26 protein-coding genes and 1 pseudogene are annotated in these 25,175 nt (G+C 65.2%); 20 read left to right on the forward strand and 7 right to left on the reverse strand.

Translation table 11 applies throughout. The features are described from left to right. Entirely contained in the window at positions 1–1,140 is a 1,140-nt protein-coding gene (locus ACXJKC_RS16625; protein WP_456697858.1) for a cupin domain-containing protein, read from the reverse strand. Positions 1,141–1,278: 138 nt separating this feature from the next. Here ACXJKC_RS16625 and ACXJKC_RS16630 point away from each other — a divergent pair. After that, positions 1,279–1,338, forward strand: a pseudogene (locus ACXJKC_RS16630) (hypothetical protein); the annotation flags it as partial. A gap of 133 nt (positions 1,339–1,471) precedes the next feature. Further along, positions 1,472–1,870: an IclR family transcriptional regulator domain-containing protein gene (locus ACXJKC_RS16635; RefSeq protein WP_456697859.1), complete on the forward strand. Its 399-nt coding sequence runs from the start codon at positions 1,472–1,474 to the stop codon at positions 1,868–1,870. Between the two features lie 15 nt (positions 1,871–1,885). Here the strand turns inward: ACXJKC_RS16635 and ACXJKC_RS16640 are convergent, their stop codons facing one another. Next, positions 1,886–3,043, reverse strand: a complete 1,158-nt coding sequence (locus tag ACXJKC_RS16640; RefSeq protein WP_456697860.1) for a pyridoxal phosphate-dependent aminotransferase — start codon at positions 3,041–3,043, stop codon at positions 1,886–1,888. A 175-nt stretch (positions 3,044–3,218) separates the two neighbouring features. On the opposite strand from ACXJKC_RS16640, the gene ACXJKC_RS16645 reads away from it, so the two are divergent. From ACXJKC_RS16645 to fbaA, 8 genes are all read left to right on the forward strand, one after another. After that, positions 3,219–4,682 carry a DUF1800 domain-containing protein gene (locus tag ACXJKC_RS16645; protein WP_456697861.1) on the forward strand — a complete coding sequence of 488 codons (1,464 nt, stop codon included), beginning with the start codon at positions 3,219–3,221 and terminating at the stop codon, positions 4,680–4,682. Then, on the forward strand, positions 4,679–5,935 hold the full coding sequence (locus tag ACXJKC_RS16650) for a DUF1501 domain-containing protein (protein WP_456697862.1): 1,257 nt from the start codon (positions 4,679–4,681) through the stop codon (positions 5,933–5,935). Before ACXJKC_RS16645 ends, ACXJKC_RS16650 begins: the two co-directional genes overlap by 4 nt. Positions 5,936–5,967: 32 nt before the next feature. Further along, positions 5,968–7,152: an MFS transporter gene (locus ACXJKC_RS16655; protein ID WP_456697863.1), complete on the forward strand. Its 1,185-nt coding sequence runs from the start codon at positions 5,968–5,970 to the stop codon at positions 7,150–7,152. A 164-nt stretch (positions 7,153–7,316) separates the two neighbouring features. Then, positions 7,317–8,006, forward strand: a complete 690-nt coding sequence (locus tag ACXJKC_RS16660; protein ID WP_456697864.1) for a sortase domain-containing protein — start codon at positions 7,317–7,319, stop codon at positions 8,004–8,006. Between the two features lie 4 nt (positions 8,007–8,010). Then, a complete protein-coding gene (gene pyrE / locus ACXJKC_RS16665) occupies positions 8,011–8,658 on the forward strand; it encodes an orotate phosphoribosyltransferase (RefSeq protein ID WP_456697865.1) in 648 nt (215 codons plus the stop codon). Then, positions 8,655–9,257, forward strand: a complete 603-nt coding sequence (locus ACXJKC_RS16670) for a TrmH family RNA methyltransferase (RefSeq protein WP_456697866.1) — start codon at positions 8,655–8,657, stop codon at positions 9,255–9,257. Before pyrE ends, ACXJKC_RS16670 begins: the two co-directional genes overlap by 4 nt. A 55-nt stretch (positions 9,258–9,312) precedes the next feature. Continuing rightward, on the forward strand, positions 9,313–10,677 hold the full coding sequence (locus tag ACXJKC_RS16675; protein WP_456697867.1) for an FAD-dependent oxidoreductase: 1,365 nt from the start codon (positions 9,313–9,315) through the stop codon (positions 10,675–10,677). Positions 10,678–10,746: 69 nt separating this feature from the next. Continuing rightward, positions 10,747–11,766 carry a class II fructose-bisphosphate aldolase gene (fbaA, locus tag ACXJKC_RS16680; RefSeq protein WP_456697868.1) on the forward strand — a complete coding sequence of 340 codons (1,020 nt, stop codon included), beginning with the start codon at positions 10,747–10,749 and terminating at the stop codon, positions 11,764–11,766. A gap of 4 nt (positions 11,767–11,770) precedes the next feature. Here fbaA and ACXJKC_RS16685 read toward each other — a convergent pair whose 3' ends face one another. After that, complete coding sequence (locus ACXJKC_RS16685; RefSeq protein WP_456697869.1) at positions 11,771–12,190, reverse strand: MarR family winged helix-turn-helix transcriptional regulator; 420 nt, start codon at positions 12,188–12,190, stop codon at positions 11,771–11,773. An 84-nt stretch (positions 12,191–12,274) separates the two neighbouring features. Between ACXJKC_RS16685 and ACXJKC_RS16690 the strand changes: the two genes are divergently transcribed. Continuing rightward, positions 12,275–13,741 (forward strand): MFS transporter, encoded by a 1,467-nt coding sequence (locus ACXJKC_RS16690; protein WP_456697870.1) that lies wholly within the window; start codon positions 12,275–12,277, stop codon positions 13,739–13,741. A gap of 22 nt (positions 13,742–13,763) precedes the next feature. Then, a complete protein-coding gene (locus ACXJKC_RS16695) occupies positions 13,764–14,177 on the forward strand; it encodes a DUF3151 domain-containing protein (RefSeq protein WP_456697871.1) in 414 nt (137 codons plus the stop codon). Here the strand turns inward: ACXJKC_RS16695 and ACXJKC_RS16700 are convergent. Both ACXJKC_RS16700 and ACXJKC_RS16705 read right to left on the reverse strand, forming a co-directional pair. Next, positions 14,174–15,058: a diacylglycerol/lipid kinase family protein gene (locus tag ACXJKC_RS16700; RefSeq protein WP_456697872.1), complete on the reverse strand. Its 885-nt coding sequence runs from the start codon at positions 15,056–15,058 to the stop codon at positions 14,174–14,176. The two genes, ACXJKC_RS16695 and ACXJKC_RS16700, sit on opposite strands and share 4 nt — an antisense overlap. 9 nt (positions 15,059–15,067) lie before the next feature. Further along, positions 15,068–16,054: an EamA family transporter gene (locus ACXJKC_RS16705; protein ID WP_456697873.1), complete on the reverse strand. Its 987-nt coding sequence runs from the start codon at positions 16,052–16,054 to the stop codon at positions 15,068–15,070. A gap of 39 nt (positions 16,055–16,093) precedes the next feature. Here ACXJKC_RS16705 and ACXJKC_RS16710 point away from each other — a divergent pair, with 39 nt between their 5' ends. The 4 genes from ACXJKC_RS16710 to purB all read left to right on the forward strand — a co-directional run bounded on the left by ACXJKC_RS16710 (position 16,094) and on the right by purB (position 20,714). Next, the gene (locus ACXJKC_RS16710; RefSeq protein WP_456697874.1) at positions 16,094–16,627 is read left to right on the forward strand and encodes a CGNR zinc finger domain-containing protein; all 534 of its coding nucleotides are present in this window, start codon (positions 16,094–16,096) and stop codon (positions 16,625–16,627) included. Between the two features lie 92 nt (positions 16,628–16,719). Continuing rightward, complete coding sequence (locus ACXJKC_RS16715) at positions 16,720–18,003, forward strand: adenylosuccinate synthase (RefSeq protein WP_456697875.1); 1,284 nt, start codon at positions 16,720–16,722, stop codon at positions 18,001–18,003. A 36-nt stretch (positions 18,004–18,039) separates the two neighbouring features. After that, positions 18,040–19,296 (forward strand): phosphoribosylamine--glycine ligase, encoded by a 1,257-nt coding sequence (gene purD / locus ACXJKC_RS16720; RefSeq protein WP_456697876.1) that lies wholly within the window; start codon positions 18,040–18,042, stop codon positions 19,294–19,296. Then, positions 19,293–20,714 carry an adenylosuccinate lyase gene (gene purB, locus ACXJKC_RS16725; RefSeq protein ID WP_456697877.1) on the forward strand — a complete coding sequence of 474 codons (1,422 nt, stop codon included), beginning with the start codon at positions 19,293–19,295 and terminating at the stop codon, positions 20,712–20,714. The genes purD and purB overlap by 4 nt, the downstream gene beginning before the upstream one ends. Here the strand turns inward: purB and ACXJKC_RS16730 are convergent. After that, on the reverse strand, positions 20,711–21,184 hold the full coding sequence (locus ACXJKC_RS16730; RefSeq protein ID WP_456697878.1) for an SRPBCC domain-containing protein: 474 nt from the start codon (positions 21,182–21,184) through the stop codon (positions 20,711–20,713). The two genes, purB and ACXJKC_RS16730, sit on opposite strands and share 4 nt — an antisense overlap. A 38-nt stretch (positions 21,185–21,222) precedes the next feature. On the opposite strand from ACXJKC_RS16730, the gene ACXJKC_RS16735 reads away from it, so the two are divergent. From ACXJKC_RS16735 to purQ, 4 genes are all read left to right on the forward strand, one after another. Next, positions 21,223–22,104 carry a phosphoribosylaminoimidazolesuccinocarboxamide synthase gene (locus tag ACXJKC_RS16735; protein WP_456697879.1) on the forward strand — a complete coding sequence of 294 codons (882 nt, stop codon included), beginning with the start codon at positions 21,223–21,225 and terminating at the stop codon, positions 22,102–22,104. 58 nt (positions 22,105–22,162) lie between these two features. Beyond that, entirely contained in the window at positions 22,163–23,719 is a 1,557-nt protein-coding gene (locus tag ACXJKC_RS16740) for a long-chain-fatty-acid--CoA ligase (protein WP_456697880.1), read from the forward strand. Positions 23,720–23,879: 160 nt separating this feature from the next. Continuing rightward, positions 23,880–24,122 carry a phosphoribosylformylglycinamidine synthase subunit PurS gene (purS, locus tag ACXJKC_RS16745; protein WP_456697881.1) on the forward strand — a complete coding sequence of 81 codons (243 nt, stop codon included), beginning with the start codon at positions 23,880–23,882 and terminating at the stop codon, positions 24,120–24,122. Beyond that, positions 24,119–24,790 carry a phosphoribosylformylglycinamidine synthase subunit PurQ gene (gene purQ / locus ACXJKC_RS16750; RefSeq protein ID WP_456697882.1) on the forward strand — a complete coding sequence of 224 codons (672 nt, stop codon included), beginning with the start codon at positions 24,119–24,121 and terminating at the stop codon, positions 24,788–24,790. Before purS ends, purQ begins: the two co-directional genes overlap by 4 nt. A 10-nt stretch (positions 24,791–24,800) precedes the next feature. On the opposite strand, the gene ACXJKC_RS16755 is transcribed toward purQ, so the two are convergent. Continuing rightward, positions 24,801–25,154: a hypothetical protein gene (locus ACXJKC_RS16755; RefSeq protein ID WP_456697883.1), complete on the reverse strand. Its 354-nt coding sequence runs from the start codon at positions 25,152–25,154 to the stop codon at positions 24,801–24,803. Between the last annotated feature and the right edge of the window lie 21 nt (positions 25,155–25,175).

The raw sequence follows: 25,175 nt of genomic DNA on the forward strand, positions 1-25,175 counted from the left end.
TCAGGCGTCCTTGCTGATGCGGTCGAGGCGGAGCGCCTCGAAAACGGGTGAGTCGGAGAAGCGGAACAAGTCGAGTGCGCCCGAGTCGGAGTCTGTTCGGCCAGCCTCGGACTTGGCCGAGAAGATCTCCCACGATGGAACGACGAACAGGTCGCCCCGGGACACCAACCAGCTCTTGTCGCCGACTGTGACAGTCCCGGAGCCGTCGAATACCTGGTAGACGCTGGAACCGGTCTCGCGGAGCGGGGTGGTCTCGGCATCGCGCGCGATGCGGTGCACCTCGGCACGCAAGGTGGGCAGCACGTCGGTGCCGTCGACCGGATTGCTGAAACGGACGGCGGCATGGCCTGGCTCGACCGTGCCGGGATAACCGCTCGCCTCCAGTTCGAGCTGGTCGGCGAGGGCGCGATCGGTGTGTTCCCACCTGTATGCCAGCAACGGCGATCCGGCCGCTGTGTGGGAGATGCCGAGCGGCCGCAACCCGGGGTGACCCCATAGCTGCTCGGAGCGCGAACGATCGGGCGTGATGCGCTCGGCATCGCTGATCTCGTCGCGGCCGAACTCGAAGAACTGGGCTTCATTGGCGTACTGGAACGGGATGTCGAGCCCGTCGATCCACGCCATGGGTTTGTCGGTTGCGTTGTGGTGAGCGTGCCAGTTCCAGCCAGCCTGTGGCAGGAAGTCGCCGCGGTTCATCGCGACGGCATCGCCACCGACGACGGTCCAGACGCCCGAGCCTTCGACGACGAATCGGAACGCATGCTGGGTGTGACGGTGCTCGGGGGCGTCCTCGCCCGGCATCAGGTACTGGATTGCCGCCCACAGCGTCGGCGTCGCGAACGGGCGGCCACCGAGTCCGGGATTGGCCAGTGCGATCGCTCGCCGTTCGCCGCCGCGTCCAACCGGCACGATGTGACCGGCCTGGTCGGCCAGCCGCACCAGGTTCTCCCAACGCCACACGTGCGGGTGAGCGCGAGAACGCGGATGGGCCGGCATCAGATCGCCGATCTCGGTCCACAACGGCACGAGCAGTTCTTGCTCGAAGCCGCGGTAGAGCTCTTCGAGCGCCGGAGTCACATCCGGCTGGTCAGGGGCGGCGACCGCACTCAACTTCACGGGATTCTCGACGGGTGTGGACATGCGGCTATCGTGACCTGTACCTCGCTGTAAAGAAAAGAAGATTCTGGTCTACAGAATGAGTGCCTCATGGACAAACCGCTCAAGTCCCCGCCCCCTTACGCCATCGCCAGTGTCGACAACGCGCTGCGTATCGCCACGATGCTGCAGATCGAGGGCCCGCTGACCGTCACAGAAGTAGCCCAGCGCCTGAGCGTCGCCACCTCGACCGCCCACCGCTTGCTGTCGATGTTGGTCTACCGCGATTTCGCGGTGCGCGATACCGGCCGGGCCTACCGGGTCGGACCGGTACTGGAGCTGGCAACCCACTCCCAGTCGGCGGCCTCGCGCTTGCGTGTCGCCTCGCTGCCACACCTGCGCCGACTCGTCGACCTGCTCGACGGCACATCGGACCACGGCCGGACTGCTGCTTCTCGCGGACCTGCCGGTCGACCAGGTCGAAGCGCTCTATGCTGCCGAGCGATATGCGGACCACCCGCAGGACCGGCCGGACCTGGCCGCGTTGCAGGCCGATCTGGCTGCCGCGCGACGCAGTGGATTCGTGCTCAACGACGGTCGATCTGAACGGGGCGTGGTGGCGGTCGGCGCACCCGTGCACGGCGCAGACGGGGAGGTCGTCGCTGGGATATCGGTCTCGCTGCCGAGCGTGCGCTACGAGAAGGCACAGCTTCCGATGCTGGTCGGCACGTTGCGCGCGACGGCTGCGGCACTGGAACGAGACCTACTGAAGTGATCCCGTCAGCAGGTGTCAGCGAGCCAGAGTCTGTAGACGTCGTAGCGCCTCGGCGATGACGTCGGGTTGTTTGCAGAAGGCCCACCTGACCAATGGGCGCCCGGCGTCCTGGTCGTCGTAGAACACCTGGTGGGGGATCGCGACCACGCCTGCGCGTTCGGGCAGCTGGCGGCAGAAGTCGACGCCGTCGTCAAAGCCGAGCGGACGGATGTCCGTGGTTGCGAAATAGGTGCCTTCTGGGACATATACGTCGAAACCGATCTCAGCCAGTCCCTCGCACAGCAGATCGCGCTGTGACTGCAATCGCGAGCCGAACGCCTCGAAGTAGGAGTCGTCGGCGGCCAAAGCGTGGGCTATGGCTGGTTGCAACGGTGAACCCGAGGTGTAGGTCAAGAACTGCTTGACCCCGACCAGCGCATCGATCAACGCCGCAGGTCCCGTGGCCCAGCCGACCTTCCAGCCGGTCAACGAGAAGCTCTTTCCGCCGCTTCCGATCGTCAACGTACGTTCAGCCATACCCGGCAAGGTCGCGATCGGGGTATGGGGTAGAGCATCGAAGGTCAGATGTTCGTAGACCTCGTCACTGATGACCACCAGATCGTGCTCGATCGCGACCGCTGCGACGGCGTCCAGTTCCTCGCGGCGCAACACGGTCCCGGTCGGATTGTGCGGAGAGTTGAGCAGGATCGCGGTCGTGCGCGGGGACACCGCGGCGCGCAACTCGTCGATCGGCAATCGGAAATCGGGGGCTCGCAGCGTGACGGGACGACGCACCGCCCCCGCCATCTGGATCATTGCGACGTAGGAGTCGTAGTAGGGCTCCAGCACGAGGACCTCGTCGCCCGGATCGACCAAGCCGAGAAGCGCGGAGGCAATGGCCTCGGTGGCACCGGTCGTGACAGCGACCTCGGTGTCGGGGTCGATCGCCAACCCGTAGAAGCGCTGTTGATGAGCGCTGATCGCGGCACGCAGCTCGGGCACGCCTGCACCGGGCGGGTATTGGTTCCGTCCGGCGCGCAGCGCCTGAACGGCATGCTCGATGACCTCGGAGGGGCCATCGGTGTCGGGGAAGCCCTGGCCCAGGTTGACCGAATCTGTCCGCACCGCCAGCGCGCTCATGTCGGCAAAGATCGTGGTGCCGAGTCCGGAGATGCGGCGGCTGGAAGTCTTCACGGGCCGACTCTAATCCTGTTCCGCCAGTGGATGGTTTTTTGCTCGTATTGCCACGGTGAACGATTGTTCGGCATAGTGTGAGGCTTAGGTCAGACCGTGCAGGACCAGTGGGCGGGTTGGGAGTCCCGCCGAAGCAACAGGCTTGCACGGTCGAGGGAGAGACCAAGGGGAGCTAGTGAGTACTCGCATGTCTGCGGCTGTCACGCCGCAATTGTTGCGCACGCCTGATCTGCACCTGGTGCGCCGTTTCACGTTCGGCGTCAATGAGCAGGCGTGTGCGGACTTTCGGTCGCAGAAGACCGCCAAGAACTGGCTGAATCGGCAGCTGTGGCCGAGCAAGCTGTCCGACGCGCGTGCCGATGCGGTGGCCTCGTGGTTCCCGCGCCTGAAAGACTCGCCGTCCGCTGCCTGGACCAACGCCAAGAAGGGCGATTTCAACAGCTGGGAGTACGGACTCGCCTTCGCGCAATACACGACGGCTCGCCGGGTCCTCTCGCGTCGTCAGTTGCTCGAGGTCATGACCGATTTCTGGTCGAATCTGCTGTACATCCCGGTCGGCGAAGACCGGTCCTTCCCGTGGCGGATGTCGTACGACAAGGCCATCAGGGCCAATGCGCTGGGCACGTACCGCGGCCTGCTGCGAGCCACGGTCGTCCATCCGGCGATGTCGGGCTGGCTCAACAACTCGGTCAACACCAAGGCCGGAATCAACGAGAATCTCGGCCGGGAACTGCTCGAGCTCTACACCGTCGGCCGGGCCAGTCGCTACAGCGAAGACGATGTCAAGAACTCGGCCCGCATCCTCACCGGGTTCAAGGTCAAGGTGTTCGACGGGTACGGCGCGAGTTACAACCCGCAGGACCACCACGTCGGCAGGGTCAAGGTGCTGGGATTCACCCACGCGAACACCAATCCCGACGGTCGTGCGGTCGTCAATGCCTACCTCGACTATCTGGCTCGGCATCCGTCCACGGCCCAGAAGATCGCCCGACGGTTGTGTGTCCGTTTCGTCTCGGACAATCCATCGGCATCGATCGTCAATGCGGTCGCCAAGGCCTACCGGGCGTCCGACACGGATATCAAGACGACACTGCGGGCGCTGATCGCCCACCGTGACTTCCAGGCCTCGCGGCATACCAAAGTGCGCACGCCTATCGAAGATGTCATCAACGCCATCAGGGTGCTCGAAATGCGACCGACCGGCGTTTCTCACGATGACTCGTTGTTGCGCCAGTCGATCTGGATGTCGCAGGGGCTCGGCCAGTACCTGCATTCCTGGCCGCGGCCCGACGGCTTCCCGGAAACCTCTTCGACCTGGGCGTCACCGGCTCGCGTCCTGCGGGGCTGGGACATCCACTACAGCCTGGCGGGCGGTTGGTGGGGTCCCAAACAGTTCGCGACGCCGACGAGGGCCAACCTGCTGCCGACGGCTTGGCCGCGAACCCTGGGGCAGTTGGTCGAACACCAATCGCGCATGTTGCTGGGCCGTGCGTCGACCCCTGAGTTGCGGGCCTCGGTCGCATCGGCGCTCAATATGAGTCAGTCCAAGAAGTTCACATCGGCCAAGGCGATCAGTGATTGGACATGGACCGTGATTCGCGGAAACGTCCTCAATGCGCCCGAAGGGATCGTGCGATGACCACGCCAGATGATTGCGGCTGCGACGGGTACGAGGTCAGCCGACGTTCGGTGCTGAAGGCCGCGGGTCTGGCCGGGATGGCCGGTGTCGTCACGTCGATGTTCGGTGACGTCATGACGTCGACGGTGTTCGGTGCGGGGGAGTCCAACATCCTGGTAGTCGTGTCGCTGCGCGGCGGGGCCGACGGGCTGTCGATGGTCGTGCCCCACGCCGAGGAGGCCTACTACTCGGCTCGGCCGACCACGGCGATCGCGCCGGGCAGGCTGCTGTTCCCCGACGCCACATTCGGCCTGCATCCGGCGTTCGCGGCGCTGTCGCCCGCGTGGCTCCTCGGCCAGGTGGCGGTGGTCCACGCGACGGGTATGGCGGTGCCGAATCGCAGTCACTTCGAGGCCATGGAATTGGTCGAGGACGCCGATCCGGGAACCGCCGCCCGCGTGGGTTGGCTCAATCGGCTGATCGGTGGATTGTCATCCAGTTCGGATCTGTTCGACGGCGTGAGCCTGGGCAACGCCATCACTCCCACGTCATTGCAAGGCCCCAGGCCGAGCGTGTCGACCGAGGAGTTCGCCTCACTGACTGGGCCGTTCTCCAACGACCCGGTGCTGCGCAAGCGCGTCACCGACAGCCTCCACGCGCAATATCGCAAGAAGGGCGGCCTGGTCGGGCAGGCCGGTCTCGGTGCTCTCGCGCTGTCACAACGTGCGTCCTCAATCGCCGGAACCATCGGCCAAGGCCCGCTCGCCGGCGTCGTCTACCCCAAGGATTCAGCCTTGTCGGAGGCACTGAAGACGACCGCCGGTCTGATCCGGTCGGGCGTCGGTGTCAAAGCCGTCGCGGTCGATTCCGGCGGCTGGGACCAGCATGTCGAACTGGGCTATCGGGTCGACATGACGATCAAGGATCTCGCGCAGAGCCTCGCGGCGTTCTTCGTGGACCTGGGTCCGAACGCCGGACGAGTCACGGTCGTGACGGTCAGTGAATTCGGCCGGCGGCTGCAAGAAAACGGCGCCGGTGGCGTCGATCACGGATACGGCAACATGATGCTCGTGATGGGCGGCGGCGTGCGCGGCGGCAAGTACTACTCGCGCTGGCCGGGGCTCAGCAGCGGCAGTCAGGTCGACGGCGACCTGGCGGTCACGACCGACTACCGCAGCGTCCTGACCGAGATCCTCCGTTCGCGTTTCGGCTCGGTCGACACCTCCAGGATCTTTCCCGGCGTGTCATACAAGCCATTGGGGTTCATGGCCTGATCAACGACCCCGATCGGGCCTACCATGACGAGATGACAGACCTCCGGCGCACACGAGCCGCCGTCTCGGCCGGATTCTTCCTCCAAGGCCTGGTGTTCGCCTCGATCGTCACCCAGGCACCGCGGATCAAGGACCACTTCGATATCGGCGACGGCGGTCTGACCGGGATCCTGGTGCTCGTCGCGGTGGTCTCGGGGATCGGCAGCGTCGGGGCGGGCTTCATCGCCGAGCGACGGACGAGCGCCACGGCGTTTCGATTCGCGCTCCTCACGATCGGCGTGGGGGCGCTTCTCGTGGGGGTTGCCCCGACGCTGCCGCTGGTCGTTGCGGCCTTCGTGGTCTACGGGCTGGGCGTCGGTGCTGTGGATGCTGGCATGAACATGCAGGGTGTGCGGACGCAGGCCGCCGCCGGCAAGAGCATCATGGCCAGCTTCCATGGAATGTGGTCGGTCGGCGGCATCACTGGAGCGCTGTACGCCGCCGGGGTCGCCGAGCTCGACGTGCCGTTCGCGGTCTCCCTCATGATCGTCGCGGCGATCACCTGGATCGTCGTGGTGCTGACGGCTCCGCACTTCATCGCGGTCCGCGAACATGATCCGGGCCTTTCGGCCAAGGGGCTGGATCTCCCGTGGCGACCCGTCCTGGTTTTCGGACTCGTCGTGTTGTTGTTCTACGCGGCCGACACCGGAATCCTGACCTGGAGCAGCGTCTATCTCGAAGATGCGCTGGACGCCTCGACGACGGTCGCGCCCCTGGCCTACGGCGCATATCAAGCCGGTGCGCTGTTCTCCCGATTCGGCGGTGACCTGCTCGTCCGACGTATCGGTGCGGTGCGAGTCGTCGGTATCGGCACCGTGACCGGGATCATGGGTCTGGCGCTAGTCGTCTCGGCAACGGCGCCGGCCATCGCGATAGCGGGCTTCTTCGTTGTGGGCCTCGGCCTGGCGATCCTGGCACCGTTGGCGTTCGCGGGGTTGGCGGGTGCGGTTCCCGCGGCCTCTCTCGACGTCGCGATCGCGCGGATGAACATTGCCAACTATGTGGGCGCGATCCTCGGCGGCGGCATGATCGGAGCAGCGGCCTCGGCCGATCATCTGCGCTGGGCGTTCGTGATTCCGCTGGTTCTGGTGCCGGTCGTGCTGCTGTGCGCGCGGTCGTTCCGCGCCGCCGACGACCTGGCCGGGGATATAGGTCGGCCCACCGTTCTCGGGGGGTGAAACGGTGGGCCGACAGCGGGCGCCGACAGCTTGACGCACATCGACCCTGCGTAGGAGATGCTACTCGACGCGGGGGCCACTCGGTTACGTTTTGAGAAATATTTCAACTTCTTTGTGGGTGCCTTCCTCAAACGCCGTCGAATGCAGGTGAGACAATCGCTGGCATGACTGCGGACCTCTTGCCCAAGCGCGCACGCCGCAGTCCGGCCCGTCGTTTCGCGACAGGTTTGGGGATCGTGATGATCCTGGGCGGACTCGGCGTCATCGCGTGGGTGGCCTGGCAGTACTTCGGTACCAATATCGTCTCCAAGCACAAGCAGGCCGAGATCAAGCAATCGATCAAGATCGATTGGGGCAAGGGCATCGACTCCGATGCCGTGGGCCTGTTGCGGGTGGATCGGTTCGGCAAGGATTACGAGATGCCCATCGTCAAGGGCATGGAATCGGGACCACTCGCCCGTGGCGTCGGCTGGGACACCAAGAGCGCCAAGCCGGGTCAGATCGGCAACTTCGTGTTGGCCGGTCACCGCGTGACCCACGGTGAGCCGTTCTCGAAGTTCCCCAAGCTCAAGGCGGGCGACCGCGCCGTCATCGAGACGCGCACCGGGATCTACACCTACAAACTGCGCAACTCGGGCACGTCGACCACGGTCGACTTCACCGAGGGATGGCCGCTGTGGAACGTCCCGGATCCTGACGGCCGGGGCAAGGTCGCCAAGAGCGCGACTCTGACGATGGTCACCTGCTCCGAGCTCTTCCACACCCGCAACCGCAGCGTCGTCATCGGCGACCTGATCAAGTCAGTCAAGAAGACTGATGACAACACATTGGCCGAGAAGCCGAAGACGGACTGAGGATATGCACGATTACCAGCGCGAGTTCATCGAGCTCGCCCTCGACCACGATGTGCTGCGCTTCGGCGATTTCACCCTCAAGTCGGGACGGACATCGCCCTATTTCTTCAATGCGGGCCTGTTCAACACCGGCGCGCGACTGGCCGGCCTCGGCCGGTTCTATGCCGATGCGATCGTCGCGAGCGAAGTCGCGTTCGACGTGCTGATGGGCCCGGCGTACAAGGGCATCCCGATCGCCTCGGCAGCCGCGGTACAGCTGTCGGAACTGCACGGACGTGACGTGCCGTGGTGCTTCAACCGCAAAGAGGCCAAGGACCACGGCGAAGGTGGTCTGATCGTCGGCTCGCCGCTGGCCGGGCGGGTCCTGGTCGTCGATGACGTCATCACCGCCGGCACTGCGATCCGCGAGGTCATGGAAATTCTGACCGCCAACAATGCGGTCTGCGCGGGTGTTGTCGTGGCGGTCGACCGTCAGGAACGCGGGCAGGGCGAGCTTTCGGCGATCCAGGAGGTTGAGCGCGACTTCGGTGTCCCGGTCATCTCGATCATCACGCTCGACCAGATCATCGAGTACGTCGAGGAGTCCGGCAGCTACGCCGAGCACCTCGCCGCGGTCCGCGGGTATCGCGAGGAGTTCGGCGTATCGGCATGACCGAATCCGTGGGAGTCGGTCCCTGGGACGGTGAGTGGCCCGTCGGGGAGCACTACGATCCGGAACTGCTCCGTGACGGCGATCGTCGCAATGTCACCGATCAGTATCGCTATTGGACGCTGGAGGCGATCGTCGCCGATCTCGATCTACGGCGGCACCCGTTCCATGTCGCGATCGAGAACTGGCAGCACGACTTCAATATCGGCTCGATCGTGCGGACGGCCAATGCCTTCGCGGTCGCCGAGGTGCACATTATCGGCAAGAAGCGGTGGAATCGGCGTGGCGCGATGGTCACGGATCGCTATCAGCATGTCCGTCACCACGAGAGGGTCGAGGACTTCGCGTTATGGTGCCGCGAGGCGGGTCTGACGGTCCTGGGCATCGACAATGTCGATGATTCCGTGCCGATCGAGACGGCGTCCTTGCCAACTGATTGCGTCCTGGTGTTCGGTCAGGAGGGCCCGGGCCTGTCGAATGAGGCCCGCGCGGTGTGTGAGCAGACCTTGTCGATCGCCCAGTTCGGCTCGACGCGGTCGATCAACGCGGGTGCGGCGGCGGCCATCGCGATGCACACCTGGATCCGGCAACACGCGCTGTGATCCGTGATTCGGGGTGGGGGGATGTGTTGAACGCTGCGTTCCCTAAGGTCGGGGTATGGGAAGACGAGTCGTCATCATCGGAGGAGACGCGGCCGGCATGACGGCTGCCTCGGCGCTGCGGCGGCGATTGCCGGACGCCGACGAGGTCGTGGTTCTCGAACGCGGGAGCCGCACGTCGTACTCGGCCTGTGGCATTCCGTACTGGGTCGCCGGGGAGGTCGAGTCGGCCGAATCGCTGGTCGCTCGTACGCCCGAACAGCACCGCGCGAGCGGAATCGACCTGCGGCTGGACAGCGAGGTCACGGCGATCCATCCCACGACGCAGACCGTCACACTGAGCGACGGCGCGACCATCTCGTATGACCGGCTCCTGATCGCGACGGGAGCCGAGCCGATCAGGCCGAACCTGCCGGGCATATCCGGCGATGCGATCCACGGGGTGCAGTCTCTCGATGACGGACAGGCGCTGATCGACGGGCTCAGCGTCGGTCCGCGGCGTATCGCCGTGGTCGGCAGCGGGTACATCGGATTGGAGATTGCCGAGGCGTGCGTGACCCGCGGCTTCGACACGACCGTCATCGAGAAGGGGCAGACACCTCTGCCGATCGTCGAGACGCAGCTGGGCGAGCAGATCGCCGATGCGATGCGGGCTCGGGGCATCCACCTGCGGTCGGGCGTCAGTGTGACCGGTTTCGACCTGGACCCATCTGGCAGCGTCGACGCCGTCAAGACCGATGCCGGGCCGGTACCTGCCGACCTCGTGGTCCTGGGTCTCGGTGTCACGGCACGGTCGGCGCTCGCAGCCGACGCGGGCCTGCCACGCGGCCCGAAGGGCGGAATCGTGGTCGACGGCCGGCAGCGCGTCGAGGGCTTTGCGGGGATCTGGGCTGCGGGTGACTGCGTCGCGACGCGCAGCCGGATCACGGGTGAACTCGTGCATCTTCCGTTGGGGACCCATGCCAACAAACAGGGGATGGTGGCCGGTGACAGCATCGCGGCCGATCTGTTGGGCGAGGAGCCGCGGCTGTCGTTCCCCGGTGTCGTCCAGACCGCGATCACCAAGTTCTGCTCGCTGGAGATCTCACGCACCGGTCTGGGCTTCGAGCAGGCCGAGCAGGCGGGATTCGATCCCGTCATGGTCTCGATCGAGACCACCAACTTCGCCGGTTACATGCCGTCGCCGGGCACCATGACTGTCCTGATGATCGCCGATCGCGCGACGCGCCGGCTCCTGGGTGCGCAGATCGTCGGAGCGGAGGATTCGGCGCTTCGCATCGACGTCGCGGGGACCGCGCTGGCCGCTGAGATGACGGTCGACGACATCGTGATGCTCGACTTGGCCTACGCGCCGCCGTTCTCGTCGGTGTGGAGCCCGATCCAGGTGGCCGCGCGGGCCGCGGTCAAAGCGCTCGCGGGGTAGACCCGGCGCCCATAGGTGAGACTGGGATACTGGCAACGTCTGCCCCTTTTCCGTCCACAGGAGATCCGCATGCCCGTCGCCACACCCGAGGTCTACGCAGCGATGCTCGACAAGGCCAAGAGCGAGTCGTTCGCGTACCCGGCCATCAACGTCTCGTCGTCGCAAACCCTCAACGCCGCCCTCGCGGGATTCGCCGAGGCCGAGAGCGACGGGATCATCCAGATCTCGACAGGTGGTGCCGAATACCTGTCCGGTCCCACCGTCAAGGACATGGTCTCCGGCTCGCTGGCCTTCGCGGCTTTCGCCGAAGAGGTCGCCAAGAAGTACCCCGTCAACGTCGCCCTGCACACCGATCACTGCCCCAAGGAGAAGCTCGACGGTTTCGTCCGTCCGCTGATTGCCGCGTCGGCTGAGCGGGTCAACAACGGCGGGCTGCCCTACTTTCAGTCGCACATGTGGGACGGATCGGCCGTTCCGCTCGAGGAGAATCTCGAGATCGCCAAGGATCTGCTCGCGCTCTGTTCGGCGGCCAACATCATCCTCGAGGTCGAGATCGGCATCGTCGGCGGTGAAGAGGACGGCGTCGAAGGCGGTATGGGCGAACATCTGTACACGACTCCCGAGGACGCGCTGGCCACCGCCGCGGCACTCGGTGTCGGCGAGAACGGTCGTTATCTGACCGCGCTGACGTTCGGCAACGTGCACGGTGTCTACAAGCCCGGCAATGTGACGCTTCGTCCGGAGATCCTGAAGGCCGCGCAGGAGGCCGTTGCGGCACAGTACGGCAAGGCAGCTCCGTTCGATCTGGTGTTCCACGGCGGATCGGGCTCGCTGCCCGAGGAGATCTCGGCGGCGGTCGACTTCGGTGTCGTCAAGATGAATGTCGACACCGACACGCAGTATGCGTTCACCCGTCCGGTCGCCGCTCACATGTTCAGCAACTACGACGGCGTCCTGAAGGTCGACGGCGAAGTAGGCAATAAGAAGCAGTACGATCCGCGCGCCTGGGGCAAGGCCGCCGAAGCCGGTATGGCGACTCGTGTCGCCGAGGCCTGCACTGCACTGCGGAGCGCCGGCACCAAGCTCTGATCGACTACTTCTCGGGTAGTAGAACCCCCGTGGCGAGGCCGGTGCACTCACCGGCCTCCTCGCGGAGGATCGCCCGCTGGGTCGGGCGCGCCTCGGCGTAGCGTCGGCGTCCTTCGGCGGTGATCGACGTCCATTGCGCACGACGGTCTTCGCTGCAGGTGTTGCGGCAGACGAGACCGTCTTTTTCGAGCCGGGTCACGAGGCGTGACAAGGCGCTCTGGCTCAGGTGCGCCTGTTCGGCGAGCGCGGCCATGCGTACCTGGTCGTCTTCGGCCGAATCGAGTAACTGCAGCACTTCGAACTCACTCGACGTGAGATCGTGCGCAGCTCCGAGTTCTCGATCGAGCCGGCAGCTGAGCTGGTTGTACCGCCCCATGAGCTCGTGCCACGAGGCGGCAAGCAGATCGTCGGATGCTTTGGGCACGTGTGAATCATATCACCGCGTCTGCATAAGATGTTTATGCATTAGTTGCTTGCGCATTAAATGCATATGCATAAGACTCGTTCCATGACCTCCACGATCTCACCGGCGTCCGCGGACTCCCGGCTCCATGTCACCGAGGGGCGCGGCTGGTCCGCGTCCACCTGGGTGCTGCTCGTCGTCCTCGGCGGCGCATTGTTCCTTGACGGCCTCGACATCTCGATGGTCGGTGTCGCGCTGCCGTCGATCGGCGCGGACCTCGGCATGTCGGCCTCTGCGCTGCAGTGGATCGTCTCGGGATACGTCCTGGGCTACGGGGGGCTGCTTCTCCTGGGCGGCCGGGCCGCCGATCTGCTGGGGCGTCGATCCGTGTTCCTCGTCGCGGTGGCCGCGTTCGGCATAGCCTCGGTGGTCAGCGCGTTCTTGAGCAATGACCTGGCGATCATCGCCTTGCGTTTCCTCAAGGGAGTCGCCGCGGCCTTCACGGTGCCGGCCGGACTGTCGATCATCACGACGACCTTCGCCGAAGGGCCCGCCCGCAACCGTGCCTTGAGCATCTACACGATCTGCGGTGCCAGCGGCTTCTCGATGGGCCTGGTGTTCGGCGGAGTCCTGACCGAACTCGGATGGCGGGCGACGTTCCTGCTGCCCGGACCGGTCGCGATCTTGCTGTTCATCGCGGGCCTCAAGGTGATTCCGAGGGCCACTCGCGAGCGGGTGACTCTCAAGCACTTCGATCTTGTCGGGGCCTTCACGGTCACCGCCTCGCTCCTGGTGCTGGTCTACGCCGTAGTCGAAGCGCCAGAGCGCGGGTGGACGGCTCCTGTCACGGTCCTGCTGCTGATCGCCAGCGTCGCGCTCGCGGCAGCGTTCGTCGCCGTGGAGCGTCGCCACGATCACCCGCTCGTCCGGCTCGGCATCCTGAGGTCTGCGCACGTCGTCCATGCCAACGTCGTCGGAGCCGTGATGTTCGGCGGCTATGTCGCATTCCAGTTTGTTGTGACGCTCTACCTGCAAAATTCCCTCGGTTGGTCGCCGATCGCGATGGCGCTGGGCTTCCTGCCGGCCGGAATCCTGGTGGTCGCGAGCGCGGTGAAGATGGACGTCATCTTGGAGCGGTACGACACCCGGTGGATCATCGCGATAGGTCTTGCGGCCTTCGCGGCCGGCTATGCGTTGTTCCTCAGGGTCGAGCCCGGTATGTCGTACGCGAGTCTCCTGCTGCCGACGATGCTCCTGCTGGGCATTGGCTTCGCGCTGTGCTTCCCGTCGATCAATTCGCAGGCCACGGCCGGCGTCGCCGACCACGAGCAGGGCTTGGCTTCGGGACTGGTCAACACCAGCGTGCAGATCGGCGGAGCGGTCATGCTGGCAGTCGTGTCGGCCATCATCGGTACCGGGTCGGCGCAGTCGGGCGAACTGCTCCCGCATATGACAACCGCCATCGCGGCCGTGGTCGGGCTGACCAGCGTGGGTCTCGTCGGCACCTTGGCAGTGCTCGGTGCTCGTCGGCCGACCGTGGTCGAGGCCGTCGAGCCGTGCGTCGCCTGCTGAGTCGGCCCCGTAAGGTTCGGATATGACCAATCTGTTCGGTGAACCGCCCGCCACATTCCTGCCTGAAGATCCCGGTGCGGCCGAGTTGGCCGCCGGTGACAGCCCCCAGACGGTGGCCACGTTGCACCCGGACTCCGCGCTGGCTTGGGTGACTTTGGCCGAGCAGGCTCTGGCCGACGGCAGGGATCTCGAGGGCTACGCCTTCGTCCGCACGGGGTACCACCGTTCGCTCGATCTGTTGCGTCGCAACGGGTGGAAGGGACATGGCCCGCTGCCGTGGGAGCACGAGCCGAACCGTCCGTTCCTGCGGTCGCTCGCCGCGCTCGCGGACGCCTCAGAGCGGCTGGGAGACGATGGTGAGGCTCATCGCTGCCGGGAGTTCCTGCACGAATCGAGCCCTGAGGCATACGCCGCTCTGGTCACACCCGGCAGCTAACGCCACATCGTCAGCGCGCCTGGCAGGATGCGCCAGGCGTGCTGCGGCTGCGGCTCCCCGAGTTCGCCGTCGCTGGTCGAGGCCATGGCGTCACCGGTCACGGTGACTTCGGTGCCGTGTCGGTAGACAACATCGGCGTGACCGCGCTGTTCGCCCTTGCGCAACTTCCAGGCGTACGCGATGCGGCGGTGGCGCGGTCCGGCGTATGTCACCATCAGATCGAGCTGACCGTCGGACGGATCGGCGTCCGGCAGTAGTTCGCCCCCACCGCCGACGTAGCGCCCGTTCCCCACGGCGATCTGCAGGACGCGGCCCCGTGCAAGCACCTCGGCGCCGTCGAGTGTCACGATCGCCCGCGAGCCGGGTGATCCCAGCGCCTTCGCGCTCGCGATGACGGCCCCTGCGATGTAGCCGAGAGGTCCCAGTGACTTCTTGAACGGTCTGGCGGCGACGGCGGCATCGGCGCCGGCGCCGATGTGCGCGACGTTGACGACGACTCGGTCGTCGCCGTCGACGATCAGGTCGACCCGTGAGGGCTGGTTGATCCCGATGAGCTCTGCAGCGGCCGTCGGATCGATTGGCAACCCGAGCGCAGCGGCGAAATCATTGCCGGTGCCGAGCGGAATGAGCCCGATCGGCAGCGCGAGCCGTTCGGCAGATCGCAGCGCATCGACGACGGCGTGCAGACTGCCGTCGCCACCGAGGACGACGACCCCGGCGATATCGGGATGCTCGTGCAGCGCGGACTTCAGATCGTCCGGCGACGATGTCCTGGCCAAGGACACCTCAAATCGGGCGCGCAGTACGTCGACCGCAGCATCGACCGCCTCGTCGTCGGCGGTCCCGGCTGCAGCGTTGGCGATTGCGAGCACGGACGTCATGCAGCGACCCTACGGGGCGGTGGGCGTGACGGCCTCCGCGACGACCCGCGGCTCGCCGAGGCGCACCGCGATGACGCCGAGCAGGATCAGCGCGCCACCGGCGAGCTGGACCGTCCGGGGCTGCTCGCCGAGCAGCAGCCAGGCGAAGAACACCCCGCAGACGACTTCGGACAACCCGACGAACGATGCCAGCCGTGAACCGAGTCGCCGAGTCGCCGCGATGCCGAGCACGTAGGCGAGTCCTGCGGTGACCGTGCCGAGGAGCAGCAGTGCGAGCCACCAGGGGAATGCCGTCTCGGCCAGGACGACATCGCCGGTCGAGGCCGCAAGAGGAATGATCCCCACGAGCCCGGCGGCGAGCAGGATGATCCCGCCGGTGAGCAGGCCTCCACTCGCCAGAACGATGCCGGGCAGGCCGTTGCTCTCGTCGGCCGAGACGATCCAGTACACCGCGGCACACAACATCGAGGTGATCGCCCAGACAACGCCGAGTCCGTCCAGGTCGGCCCCGCCTGACACGAGGTCGAGGACGAGTACCAGTCCGGCCAGTGCCGTGGCGGCGCCGATGACGGTGATTCGGCTGGGGCGTTGACCGTGGCGCAACCACATCCAGATCAGCACCGCGACGGGGCACGTGAATTCGATCAACAGCGCGATGCCGACCTGCATCCGGTCGACGGCGTTGAAATACGCAAGCTGGCAGCCGGCGACGGCGATTGCGCCGTACGCGATGAGCAGCTTGGCATTCTGACGCAGCAGCGACCAGCGTCCCCGCAAGGCGATCAGACCGGGCACCAGTAGTACGCCCGCCGCGATGAGCACTCGGGTGGTGACTGCGGCGCCGGGCGTCCAACCGGCCGTGATGAGTCCTTTGGCGAGCGGTCCCGACAGGCTGAACGACATCGCGGCGGCGACGGCCAGACTGATTCCAGATGCCATGCGCGAGGGCGGCAACGTGTTGCCGGGGGTCGCGTTGTCATGAGTCACCGTAGCCATGACATGTGACATTACGGCGCTGGTCTGTAAGGTGTCAATATGGTCTTTGGGCATGACACGGAAGGTTCACTGCTTGCTGCGGTCGCGTTGGTCAACTCGGCGGAGGAGCCCGACACGCTGGTCGAGATCGGGCAGCTCTCGGCGATCCTCGACGAGTTCGGTTACACGGGCGTGATGGCGCGCGATGAGCTCGAGCTGAAGCAGGTGCGGGCGCTTCGCCCCCACCTACGGCGGCTCTTGACCGCCAACCGTGATCAGGCCGTCGAGATCGTCAACGCGATGTTGCGCGACGCCAAGGCGCTGCCGCAACTGGTTCGCCACGGCAACACCGACTGGCACCTGCACGCGGTCGAAGGTGACCGTCCGCTGGCCACCCGGATCGCCGTCGAGACCGCAATGGCCATGGTCGATGTCATACGCGCCGACGAGATGTCAAGGCTCGACGTCTGTGCCGATCCGGACTGCGAAGGACTGGTGCTGGATCTGTCCCGGAATCGGTCGAGACGATTCTGCAGCCTTGCCTGCGGCAATCGGGCTGCGGTTGCGGCCTATCGCGCCCGACGCTCGGGTTGATCTGCCCGAGCGACCGCGAATTCGGGTAGTATGCGGTGGTAAGAGCCCCGAGAAAACGGGGCTTGTCGCATGTGTGAGGGTGGTGCATTCCCATGCCCGCAGTAGTCATCGTCGGAGCCCAGTGGGGCGACGAAGGCAAGGGCAAGGCCACAGACATCCTGGGTAGCCGGGTTGACTATGTGGTGAAGTTCAACGGCGGCAACAATGCCGGTCACACGGTGGTGATCGGCGATCAGAAGTACGCCCTGCACCTCCTGCCCAGCGGGATCCTCAGCCCTGGCTGTGTTCCCGTCATCGGCAATGGCGTCGTCGTGGACCTCAACGTCTTGTTCCAGGAGATCGACGGACTCAACGAGCGGGGCATCGACACCTCGAAGCTGGTCGTCAGTGCCAATGCGCATGTCATCGCCGACTACAACCGGACGATGGACAAAGTCGCCGAGCGATTCCTCGGCAGTCGCAAGATCGGCACGACAGGCCGTGGCATCGGCCCGACCTACGCCGACAAGATGAACCGCCTCGGCATCCGTATCCAAGACCTGTTCGACGAGAAGATCCTGCGCCAGAAGGTCGAAGGTGCGCTGGAGCTCAAGAACCAGATCCTCACCAAGATCTACAACCGCCGTGCGGTCGAGGTCGACGAGATCGTCGAGGAGCTCCTGTCGTACGTCGACCGGCTGCGTCCCATGGTCGCCGACACCCCGATGCTGCTGCACGATGCGCTCAAGGCCGACAAGACCGTGCTGCTCGAGGCCGGTCAGGCCACCTTGCTCGACGTCGATCACGGCACCTACCCGTTCGTGACGTCGTCGTCGGCGACGACCGGTGGAGCGTGCACGGGATCGGGCATCGCCCCGACCGAGATCATCCGCGTCATCGGCATCGTCAAGGCGTATGCGACCCGGGTCGGCGAAGGACCGTTCCCGACCGAACTGTTCGACGAAGACGGCGAGCAGTTGCGCAAGAACGGCGCCGAGTTCGGCACCACGACCGGACGTCCGCGTCGTTGCGGCTGGTACGACGCACCGATCGCCCGATACGCCGCCCGCATCAACGGTGTGACGGACTTCGTGCTGACCAAGCTCGACGTCCTGACCGGCTGGGAGCAGATCCCGGTGTGCGTCGCCTACGACGTCGACGGCGAACGCGTCGAAGAGATGCCGATGACGCAGACCGGATTCCACCACGCCAAGCCGATCTACGAGTACTTCCCGGGCTGGTCGGAAGACATCTCGGCTGCACGTACATTCGAGGACCTTCCGCAGACGGCCCGGGACTACGTCCTGGCGCTCGAAGCGATCTCGGGTGCGCGCATCTCGACGATCGGCGTCGGCCCCGACCGCGAGCAGTCGATCGAGCGGTTCGACCTGCTCTGAGTGGGCTTCGCGGGGGTGGAGATAGGCTCGACTCCCGTGAAGACGCTTGTGATCGGGACCGGTGGGCGCGAGCACGCCCTGGCCCTCGCCCTGTCCCGTGATCCCCAGGTCACCGAGGTGCACGCCGCGCCCGGCAATCCCGGCATCGCAGGCTTCGCGACGTTGCACGATGTCGACCCGCTCGACGGTGACGCCGTCGCTGCGCTGGCGACCTCCTTGGACGTCGACCTCGTCGTTGTCGGCCCCGAGGCCCCTCTGGTCGCCGGGGTCGCCGATGCGGTGCGGGCAGTCGGCATCGCCTGCTTCGGCCCGTCCAAGGACGCCGCGCAGATCGAAGGTTCCAAAGCCTTCGCCAAGCAGGTCATGGCAGCTGCCGAAGTGCCGACCGCGATGGCGCACGTGTGTGAAACACCCGAGCAGGTGGCCGCTGCGCTCGACGCCTTCGGTCCGCCCTATGTCGTCAAGGACGATGCGCTGGCGGCAGGCAAGGGGGTCGTGGTCACGAACGACCGTGCCGAGGCCGTCGACCACGCCGCAGCCTGCGACCGGGTCGTGATCGAGGAGTTCCTCGACGGTCCTGAGGTGTCGCTGTTCGCGATCACCGACGGCGAGACGGTGCTGCCGCTGCAGCCCGCCCAAGACTTCAAACGTGCCTATGACGGCGACGAAGGCCTCAACACCGGCGGCATGGGTGCCTACACTCCGCTCGACTGGGCGCCCGACGATCTTGTCGCCGACGTGTCACGCCGCGTGCTCGTGCCGACCGTCCAGGAGATGGCACGCCGCGGCACACCGTTCCAGGGGCTGCTCTACGCCGGACTTGCGCTGACAAGCCGCGGAGTCCGCGTCATCGAGTTCAATGCACGGTTCGGCGATCCGGAGACCCAGTCGATCCTGGCGATGCTCAAGACGCCCTTGTCGGCGCTCTTGCACGGTGCCGCGACCGGCACGCTCGCCGAAGTCGGCCTGCCGCAGTGGGAGAAGGCCTCGTCGGTCACGGTCGTCGTAGCCGCCGACGGCTACCCCGAGGCTCCGGTCAAGGGAGATGTGATCGAGGGCCTCGATGATGCCAATGCGCTCGACGGGGTCGATGTGATCCACGCAGGAACTGCTGTGGTCGACGGTCAGATCGTGACTGCCGGAGGCCGGGTGCTGTCGGTCACGGCGATCGGTGCGGACCTGGCCGAGGCACGTCGCCGGGCGTACGAAGGAATCGACAAGATCAGCATCCGCGGCTCCCATCACCGCACCGACATCGCCCTCGCGGCAGAGCAAGGAACAATAGAACTGTGACCACGCCCAACGTCCTCGCCAACCGCTATGCCTCCCCGGAGATCACCCGCATCTGGTCGCCGGAGCACAAGATCGTGCTCGAACGTCATCTCTGGATCGCAGTGCTCAAGGCTCAGAAGGATCTCGGCGTCGAGACGCCCGACGGCGTCATCGAGTCGTATGAGGCGGTCGTCGACCAGGTCGACTTGGCCTCGATCGCCGACCGCGAGAAGATCACCCGTCACGACGTCAAGGCACGTATCGAGGAATTCGCCGCACTCGCGGGCACCGAGCACATCCACAAAGGGATGACATCGCGTGACCTCACCGAGAACGTCGAGCAGTTGCAGATCAGAGCCTCGCTCGAACTTATGCGTGATCGCAGCATCGCAGCTCTTGCTCGTCTCGGACGGTTGGCGTCCGAACATGCTGAGCTCGTCATGGCGGGCCGCAGCCACAACGTCGCAGCCCAGGCGACGACGCTCGGCAAGCGTTTCGCTACGGTCGCCGACGAGCTGATCGTGGCGATCGAGCGGCTCGACGACCTCATCGCGCGCTATCCGCTGCGCGGTATCAAGGGTCCGGTCGGCACGGCGCAGGACCAGCTCGATCTGCTCGGCGGCGATGAAGCCAAACTCGCCGATCTTGAGCAGCGGGTTGCGACTCATCTGGGCTTCACTAAAGTTCTGACGAGCGTCGGTCAGGTCTATCCTCGTTCGCTCGACTACGACGTCGTCACGGCGCTCGTCCAGCTGGTGTCCGCGCCGTCAAACCTGGCCACGACGATCCGGCTCATGGCCGGCAACGAGATCGTGACGGAAGGGTTTAAACCCGGACAGGTCGGCTCCAGCGCGATGCCGCACAAGATGAACACCCGGTCGTGTGAACGGGTCAACGGTCTCGCGGTCATTCTGCGCGGTTATTCCTCCATGGTGGGCGAGCTTGCCGGCGATCAGTGGAACGAGGGTGACGTTTCGTGCTCGGTGGTCCGCCGAGTCGCGCTGCCGGATGCGTTCTACGCCGCCGACGGCTTGTTCGAGACTTTCCTGACTGTTCTTGACGAGTTCGGCACCTTCCCAGCTGTCGTGCAGCGCGAACTCGACCGCTATCTGCCGTTCCTCGCCTCGACCAAGGTCCTGATGGCGGCGGTGCGCCACGGCCGCGGCCGAGAGACCGCCTATGAGGCGGTCAAACAGCATGCTGTCGCCGTCGCGCTCGAGATGCGCGAGAAGGGTGCGGCCGAGAACGACCTGTTCGCGCGCCTGGCCGCGGACGAGCGACTCGGTCTCTCTGAGGCCGATCTCGCCACTCTCGTAGCGTCCCCGATCGACTTCACGGGCGCTGCAGTCAGCCAGGTCAAGGCAGTAGTGGCACAGGTCGAGGAGTTTGTGGCGGCCGATCCGGAGGCTGCCGCCTATTCGCCGGGCTCAATTCTCTAACGGGGCTGCGGGCTGCGGACGTAGTCGGCCAACTGGCTGAGTGTCGACCGTAGTCCGGCGTCATGATCGGCTTGCGAGATGCCTGACGGGACGGCTTCGGCCGTGATGGTGACCGTCGTGCGGCCAGCATGCTCGGTCAGGGTCCATGACATCGTCATGGTCCCCGCGTAGGCGGGGTCGTCGGACTCGAAATCGACGGCTTCTACGACCCGTTCGCCCTCGTCGAGGTGGACGAATCGTGCTTCGACGACATCAGAATCCGCCGAACTCTTGCCCGGCGCATCGCTCGCGTCGGTGTACGTCAGCACCATGCGGTAGCCGCCGCCCGGTCGTCCGTCCCACCGTTCGATGTGGCCGGTCATGCCAGCAGGGGGAAGCCACCTGGCTCGAGCCGTAGGGTCGGTGAGTGCTGCGTAGACGTCTTGCGCCGATGCGTCGACGATGCCGGAAACCTGGTCAGTTCGTCCCATGGAAACAGTGTGGCGGATCGCTCCACTAGGCTGAGCGCGTGCCACTCGATATCCCTGGAGCCACCCCTCTGCACTCGGGCAAGGTCCGCGATCTGTACGAGCTCGACCCCTCGACAGGCTCGGACCGTGACCGACTGCTCATGGTCGCGTCCGACCGTATTTCGGCGTTCGACTTCATTCTGACACCGGGCATTCCTGACAAAGGGGAGATCCTGACCAGGATGTCGCTGTGGTGGTTCGACCAACTGGCCGATCTGATCCCCAATCACGTGATCTCCACGACAGTCCCCGAGCGGGTCCGTGGACGGGCGCTGATCGTGGAGAAGCTCGACATGTTCCCGGTCGAGTGTGTTGCGCGCGGATACCTGACCGGTTCGGGTCTGATCGATTATCAGGCGACCGGCGAGGTGTGCGGCGTGCCGTTGCCAGCAGGCCTGGTCGACGGTTCACGACTGCCCGAGCCGATCTTCACACCGGCGACCAAGGCCGATCTCGGCGATCATGACGAGAACGTGTCCTTCGACCAGATCACCGAGACGATCGGTCTCGAGACCGCCACGGCACTCAAGGAACTGACCCTCGAGATCTACGCCCGCGCGGAACAGATCGCCCGCGAGCGCGGCATTATTCTGGCCGACACCAAGTTCGAGTTCGGTGCGCGTCCCGATGGGACGATCGTGCTGGCCGATGAGGTGCTGACGCCCGATTCGTCACGGTTCTGGCCGGCTGATTCCTGGCAGCCCGGACGAGCTCAGCCGTCGTACGACAAGCAGTTCGTGCGCAATTGGCTGATCTCGGAAGAAAGCGGCTGGGATCGCAGCGATGACCAGCAGCCACCTGCTCTGCCGGCCGAGATCGTGGACAAGACCCGCGCTCGTTACGTCCAGGCCTATGAGCGGCTGACTGGTCAGACCTTCTGACACCCACGCTCGTTACCGCCCAGTAGGGTGGGACTCCCGTCACATTCAAGGAGTTGTCGTGGCTAATCTTGCCGCCTTGCTGGAGAAGTCTGCTGCTGAATACGCCGATCGTACGGCGATCGTTTTCGGTGACACCCGACTGTCGTACGCCCAGGTCAATGGTGCTGCCAATCAGGTGGCCAATCTGCTGGTCTCGCGCGGTATCAAGCCCGGCGACAAGGTGGCGTTGTCGTCGCCCAATCTGCCGTATTTCACGATCATCTATTACGGGATCCTCAAGGCGGGGGCGACAGTCGTGCCCCTGAATGTGCTGCTGCGGCCGCGGGAGGTGGCCTACCACCTGGCCGATTCGGATGCCAAGGCCTATTTCGCGTTCGAGGGCACACCTGATCTGCCGATCGGCGAGAACGCCTGGGAAGGGTTCCAGGCCACTGACACGTGCGAAGAGTTCTTCCTGATTCGCATGGACGCCAAATGGCCGGCCCCGCTGTCGCCGCCGGAGTACTACGCGCCTTTGGTTGCCGAGCAGCCTGCGACGTTCGACATGGTCGAACGCGATGACGACGACACCGCAGTCATCCTCTACACGTCCGGCACGACGGGTCAGCCCAAGGGCGCTGAGCTGCGGCACCGCAATATGCGCGACAACGCGCTGGCCGGCGCGGATCTGTTCGGTGCTGATGCGTCGAATCCCGACACGTACCTGTGCGTTCTCCCGCTGTTCCATTCATTCGGGCAGACCGTGATCCAGAACGGTTCGATCGCGTTCGGCGGCACGGTGGTGATGCTGCCTCGTTTCGAGGCCAAAGCTGCGCTGGACCTGATGTTGGCCAACAAGGTGACGTTCTTCGCCGGAGTGCCCACGATGTACTGGGGTCTGCTGGCTGCGCTCGACGAGACCGTGGACGTCACGACCCTGGCTGCAAATCTGCGGGTCGCCGCTGCCGGTGGTGCGGCGCTGCCCGGCGAGATCCACAAGCAGTTCAAGGACCGTTTCGGTGTCACGATCCTGGAGGGCTACGGGCTGTCGGAGACGTCGCCGGTGGCCTCGTTCTCGGTCTTCGGCCAGGAGCCCAGGGTCGGCTCGATCGGTGTGCCGATCCCGGGTGTCGAGATGAAGCTGATCAACGATGACTGGTCGCAGGTGCCCGATGACCCCGACGCCGTCGGTGAGATCGCGATCAAGGGTCACAACATCATGAAGGGTTACTACAACCGTCCGGCCGCGACGCAAGAGGCGATCCGTGACGACTGGTTCCGCTCGGGTGATCTGGCCAAGAAAGACGCCGATGGTTTCTACTTCATCGTCGACCGGTCCAAGGACATGATCATCCGCGGCGGTTACAACGTCTACCCGCGTGAGCTCGAAGAGGTGTTGATGGAGCATCCCGCGGTCTCGCTGGTTGCTGTCATCGGTGTGCCTCACGATCAGCACGGTGAGGAGATCAAGGCCGTTGTCGTCAAGGCTCCCGGCCACGACGACGTGTCCGAGGCCGACCTGGTGGCCTGGGGCAAGGATCAGTTCGCGGCGTACAAGTACCCGCGGGTCGTGGAATTCCTCGACGAACTCCCCATGACGTCCACAGGCAAAATACTCAAACGTGAGCTGTCCTAACGGCCGCGGCCATGAAGGCTGCAGAGGAGCGACTTGGTGCCCCTCGACGAGCGTGTGAAACGTCGGCTGAAGGCTGACGCCAGCCTCGTCGAGGGGCGGTAAGTCTCTCGTCAGCGTTCGGGGGTGCTGGGGAGAGATCGGGGTCCAGTAGGATTCGGGTATGCCCCGCGTCATCGTTGATGTCATGCCCAAGCCCGAGATCCTCGACCCGCAGGGCAAGGCCGTTCACGGCGCGCTGCCCCGCCTCGGTTTCAACTCGGTCACAGATGTCCGCCAGGGCAAACGATTCGAACTCGAAGTTGCTGAGGCCGATGAGGCCACCCTCGCCGAGATTCACGAGATGGCCGGCACATTGCTCTCCAATCCGGTCATCGAGGACTTCGCCGTGCGGGTCGACGCATGAAGATCGGGGTCGTCACCTTCCCCGGTTCGCTCGACGACACCGATGCGCAGCGCGCGGTCCGGCTCGCCGGCGGCGACCCGGTGGCTCTCTGGCACGGCGACCACGACCTCAAAGGAGTCGACGCGGTCATCTTGCCCGGTGGCTTCTCTTACGGAGACTATCTGCGTTGCGGCGCCATCGCCCGCTTCGCACCGGTGATGACCGAGGTCATTGCGGCCGCCAACGGCGGCATGCCGGTGCTCGGGATCTGCAATGGTTTCCAGATCCTCTGCGAGTCTCACCTGCTGCCCGGTGCTTTGATCCGCAATGATCACCGCACGTTCATCTGCCGTGATCAGGTATTGCAGGTCGAGAATGCTTCGACGGCATGGACTTCGGACTACGCCGCAGGGCAGCAGATCACGATCCCGCTCAAGAACGGTGAGGGCGGTTTCGTCGCCGACGAAGCAACGCTAGACCGGCTTGAGGGCGAGGGCCAGGTTGTGTTCCGCTACGTCGGCGTGAACCCCAACGGCTCACTGCGCGATATCGCCGGCATCACCAATGAGCGTGGCAATGTGGTCGGGCTGATGCCGCACCCCGAGCATGCGGTTGAGGATCTCACCGGCCCCGGTACCGACGGCTTGGGTTTCTTCACTTCGGCGGTCAAGGCGCTCACCTCCGTCTGAGTCACTTATGTCAGGACGCTGACGGGGCCGCAGGCAACCTGGTGGAAATGTCGTAGGTACGGTTCTCCAGCGAGATCAGTCGGATCTCGACTCTGGCGATCTCAGCTTTGAGGTCATCTCTCACGCTGGCGATGTCTGCCTTGAGCTCGGTTCGTGTGTCGGCGATCTCGGTCTTGAGTTCGGTTCTCAAACTGCCGATGTCTGCCTTGAGTTCAGCCCTCGAACTGCCGATGTCTGCCTTGAGTTCAGCCCTCGAACTGCCGATCTCTGCCTTGAGATCTCGCTTCATGGCGGTCAGATAAGTGATCATGGCCAGACTGAACCCGGCCAACCCTACGAGGGTCGTCCAGGTCTGCTGATCCACGGCGATGACCCTCTCAGCTTG

It is taken from the genome of Aeromicrobium sp. P5_D10 (assembly GCF_054049535.1).

Bases quoted from the DNA above. Each gene is read 5' to 3' on its own strand.
- ACXJKC_RS16625 (WP_456697858.1), bottom strand. From the start codon at position 1,140: ATGTCCACACCCGTCGAGAATCCCGTGAAGTTGAGTGCGGTCGCCGCC.
- ACXJKC_RS16650 (WP_456697862.1), top strand. From the start codon at position 4,679: ATGACCACGCCAGATGATTGCGGCTGCGACGGGTACGAGGTCAGCCGA.
- ACXJKC_RS16655 (WP_456697863.1), top strand. From the start codon at position 5,968: ATGACAGACCTCCGGCGCACACGAGCCGCCGTCTCGGCCGGATTCTTC.
- ACXJKC_RS16660 (WP_456697864.1), top strand. From the start codon at position 7,317: ATGACTGCGGACCTCTTGCCCAAGCGCGCACGCCGCAGTCCGGCCCGT.
- pyrE (WP_456697865.1), top strand. From the start codon at position 8,011: ATGCACGATTACCAGCGCGAGTTCATCGAGCTCGCCCTCGACCACGAT.
- ACXJKC_RS16670 (WP_456697866.1), top strand. From the start codon at position 8,655: ATGACCGAATCCGTGGGAGTCGGTCCCTGGGACGGTGAGTGGCCCGTC.
- ACXJKC_RS16675 (WP_456697867.1), top strand. From the start codon at position 9,313: ATGGGAAGACGAGTCGTCATCATCGGAGGAGACGCGGCCGGCATGACG.
- fbaA (WP_456697868.1), top strand. From the start codon at position 10,747: ATGCCCGTCGCCACACCCGAGGTCTACGCAGCGATGCTCGACAAGGCC.
- ACXJKC_RS16690 (WP_456697870.1), top strand. From the start codon at position 12,275: ATGACCTCCACGATCTCACCGGCGTCCGCGGACTCCCGGCTCCATGTC.
- ACXJKC_RS16695 (WP_456697871.1), top strand. From the start codon at position 13,764: ATGACCAATCTGTTCGGTGAACCGCCCGCCACATTCCTGCCTGAAGAT.
- ACXJKC_RS16700 (WP_456697872.1), bottom strand. From the start codon at position 15,058: ATGACGTCCGTGCTCGCAATCGCCAACGCTGCAGCCGGGACCGCCGAC.
- ACXJKC_RS16705 (WP_456697873.1), bottom strand. From the start codon at position 16,054: ATGGCTACGGTGACTCATGACAACGCGACCCCCGGCAACACGTTGCCG.
- ACXJKC_RS16710 (WP_456697874.1), top strand. From the start codon at position 16,094: ATGGTCTTTGGGCATGACACGGAAGGTTCACTGCTTGCTGCGGTCGCG.
- ACXJKC_RS16715 (WP_456697875.1), top strand. From the start codon at position 16,720: ATGCCCGCAGTAGTCATCGTCGGAGCCCAGTGGGGCGACGAAGGCAAG.
- ACXJKC_RS16730 (WP_456697878.1), bottom strand. From the start codon at position 21,184: ATGGGACGAACTGACCAGGTTTCCGGCATCGTCGACGCATCGGCGCAA.
- purS (WP_456697881.1), top strand. From the start codon at position 23,880: ATGCCCCGCGTCATCGTTGATGTCATGCCCAAGCCCGAGATCCTCGAC.
- purQ (WP_456697882.1), top strand. From the start codon at position 24,119: ATGAAGATCGGGGTCGTCACCTTCCCCGGTTCGCTCGACGACACCGAT.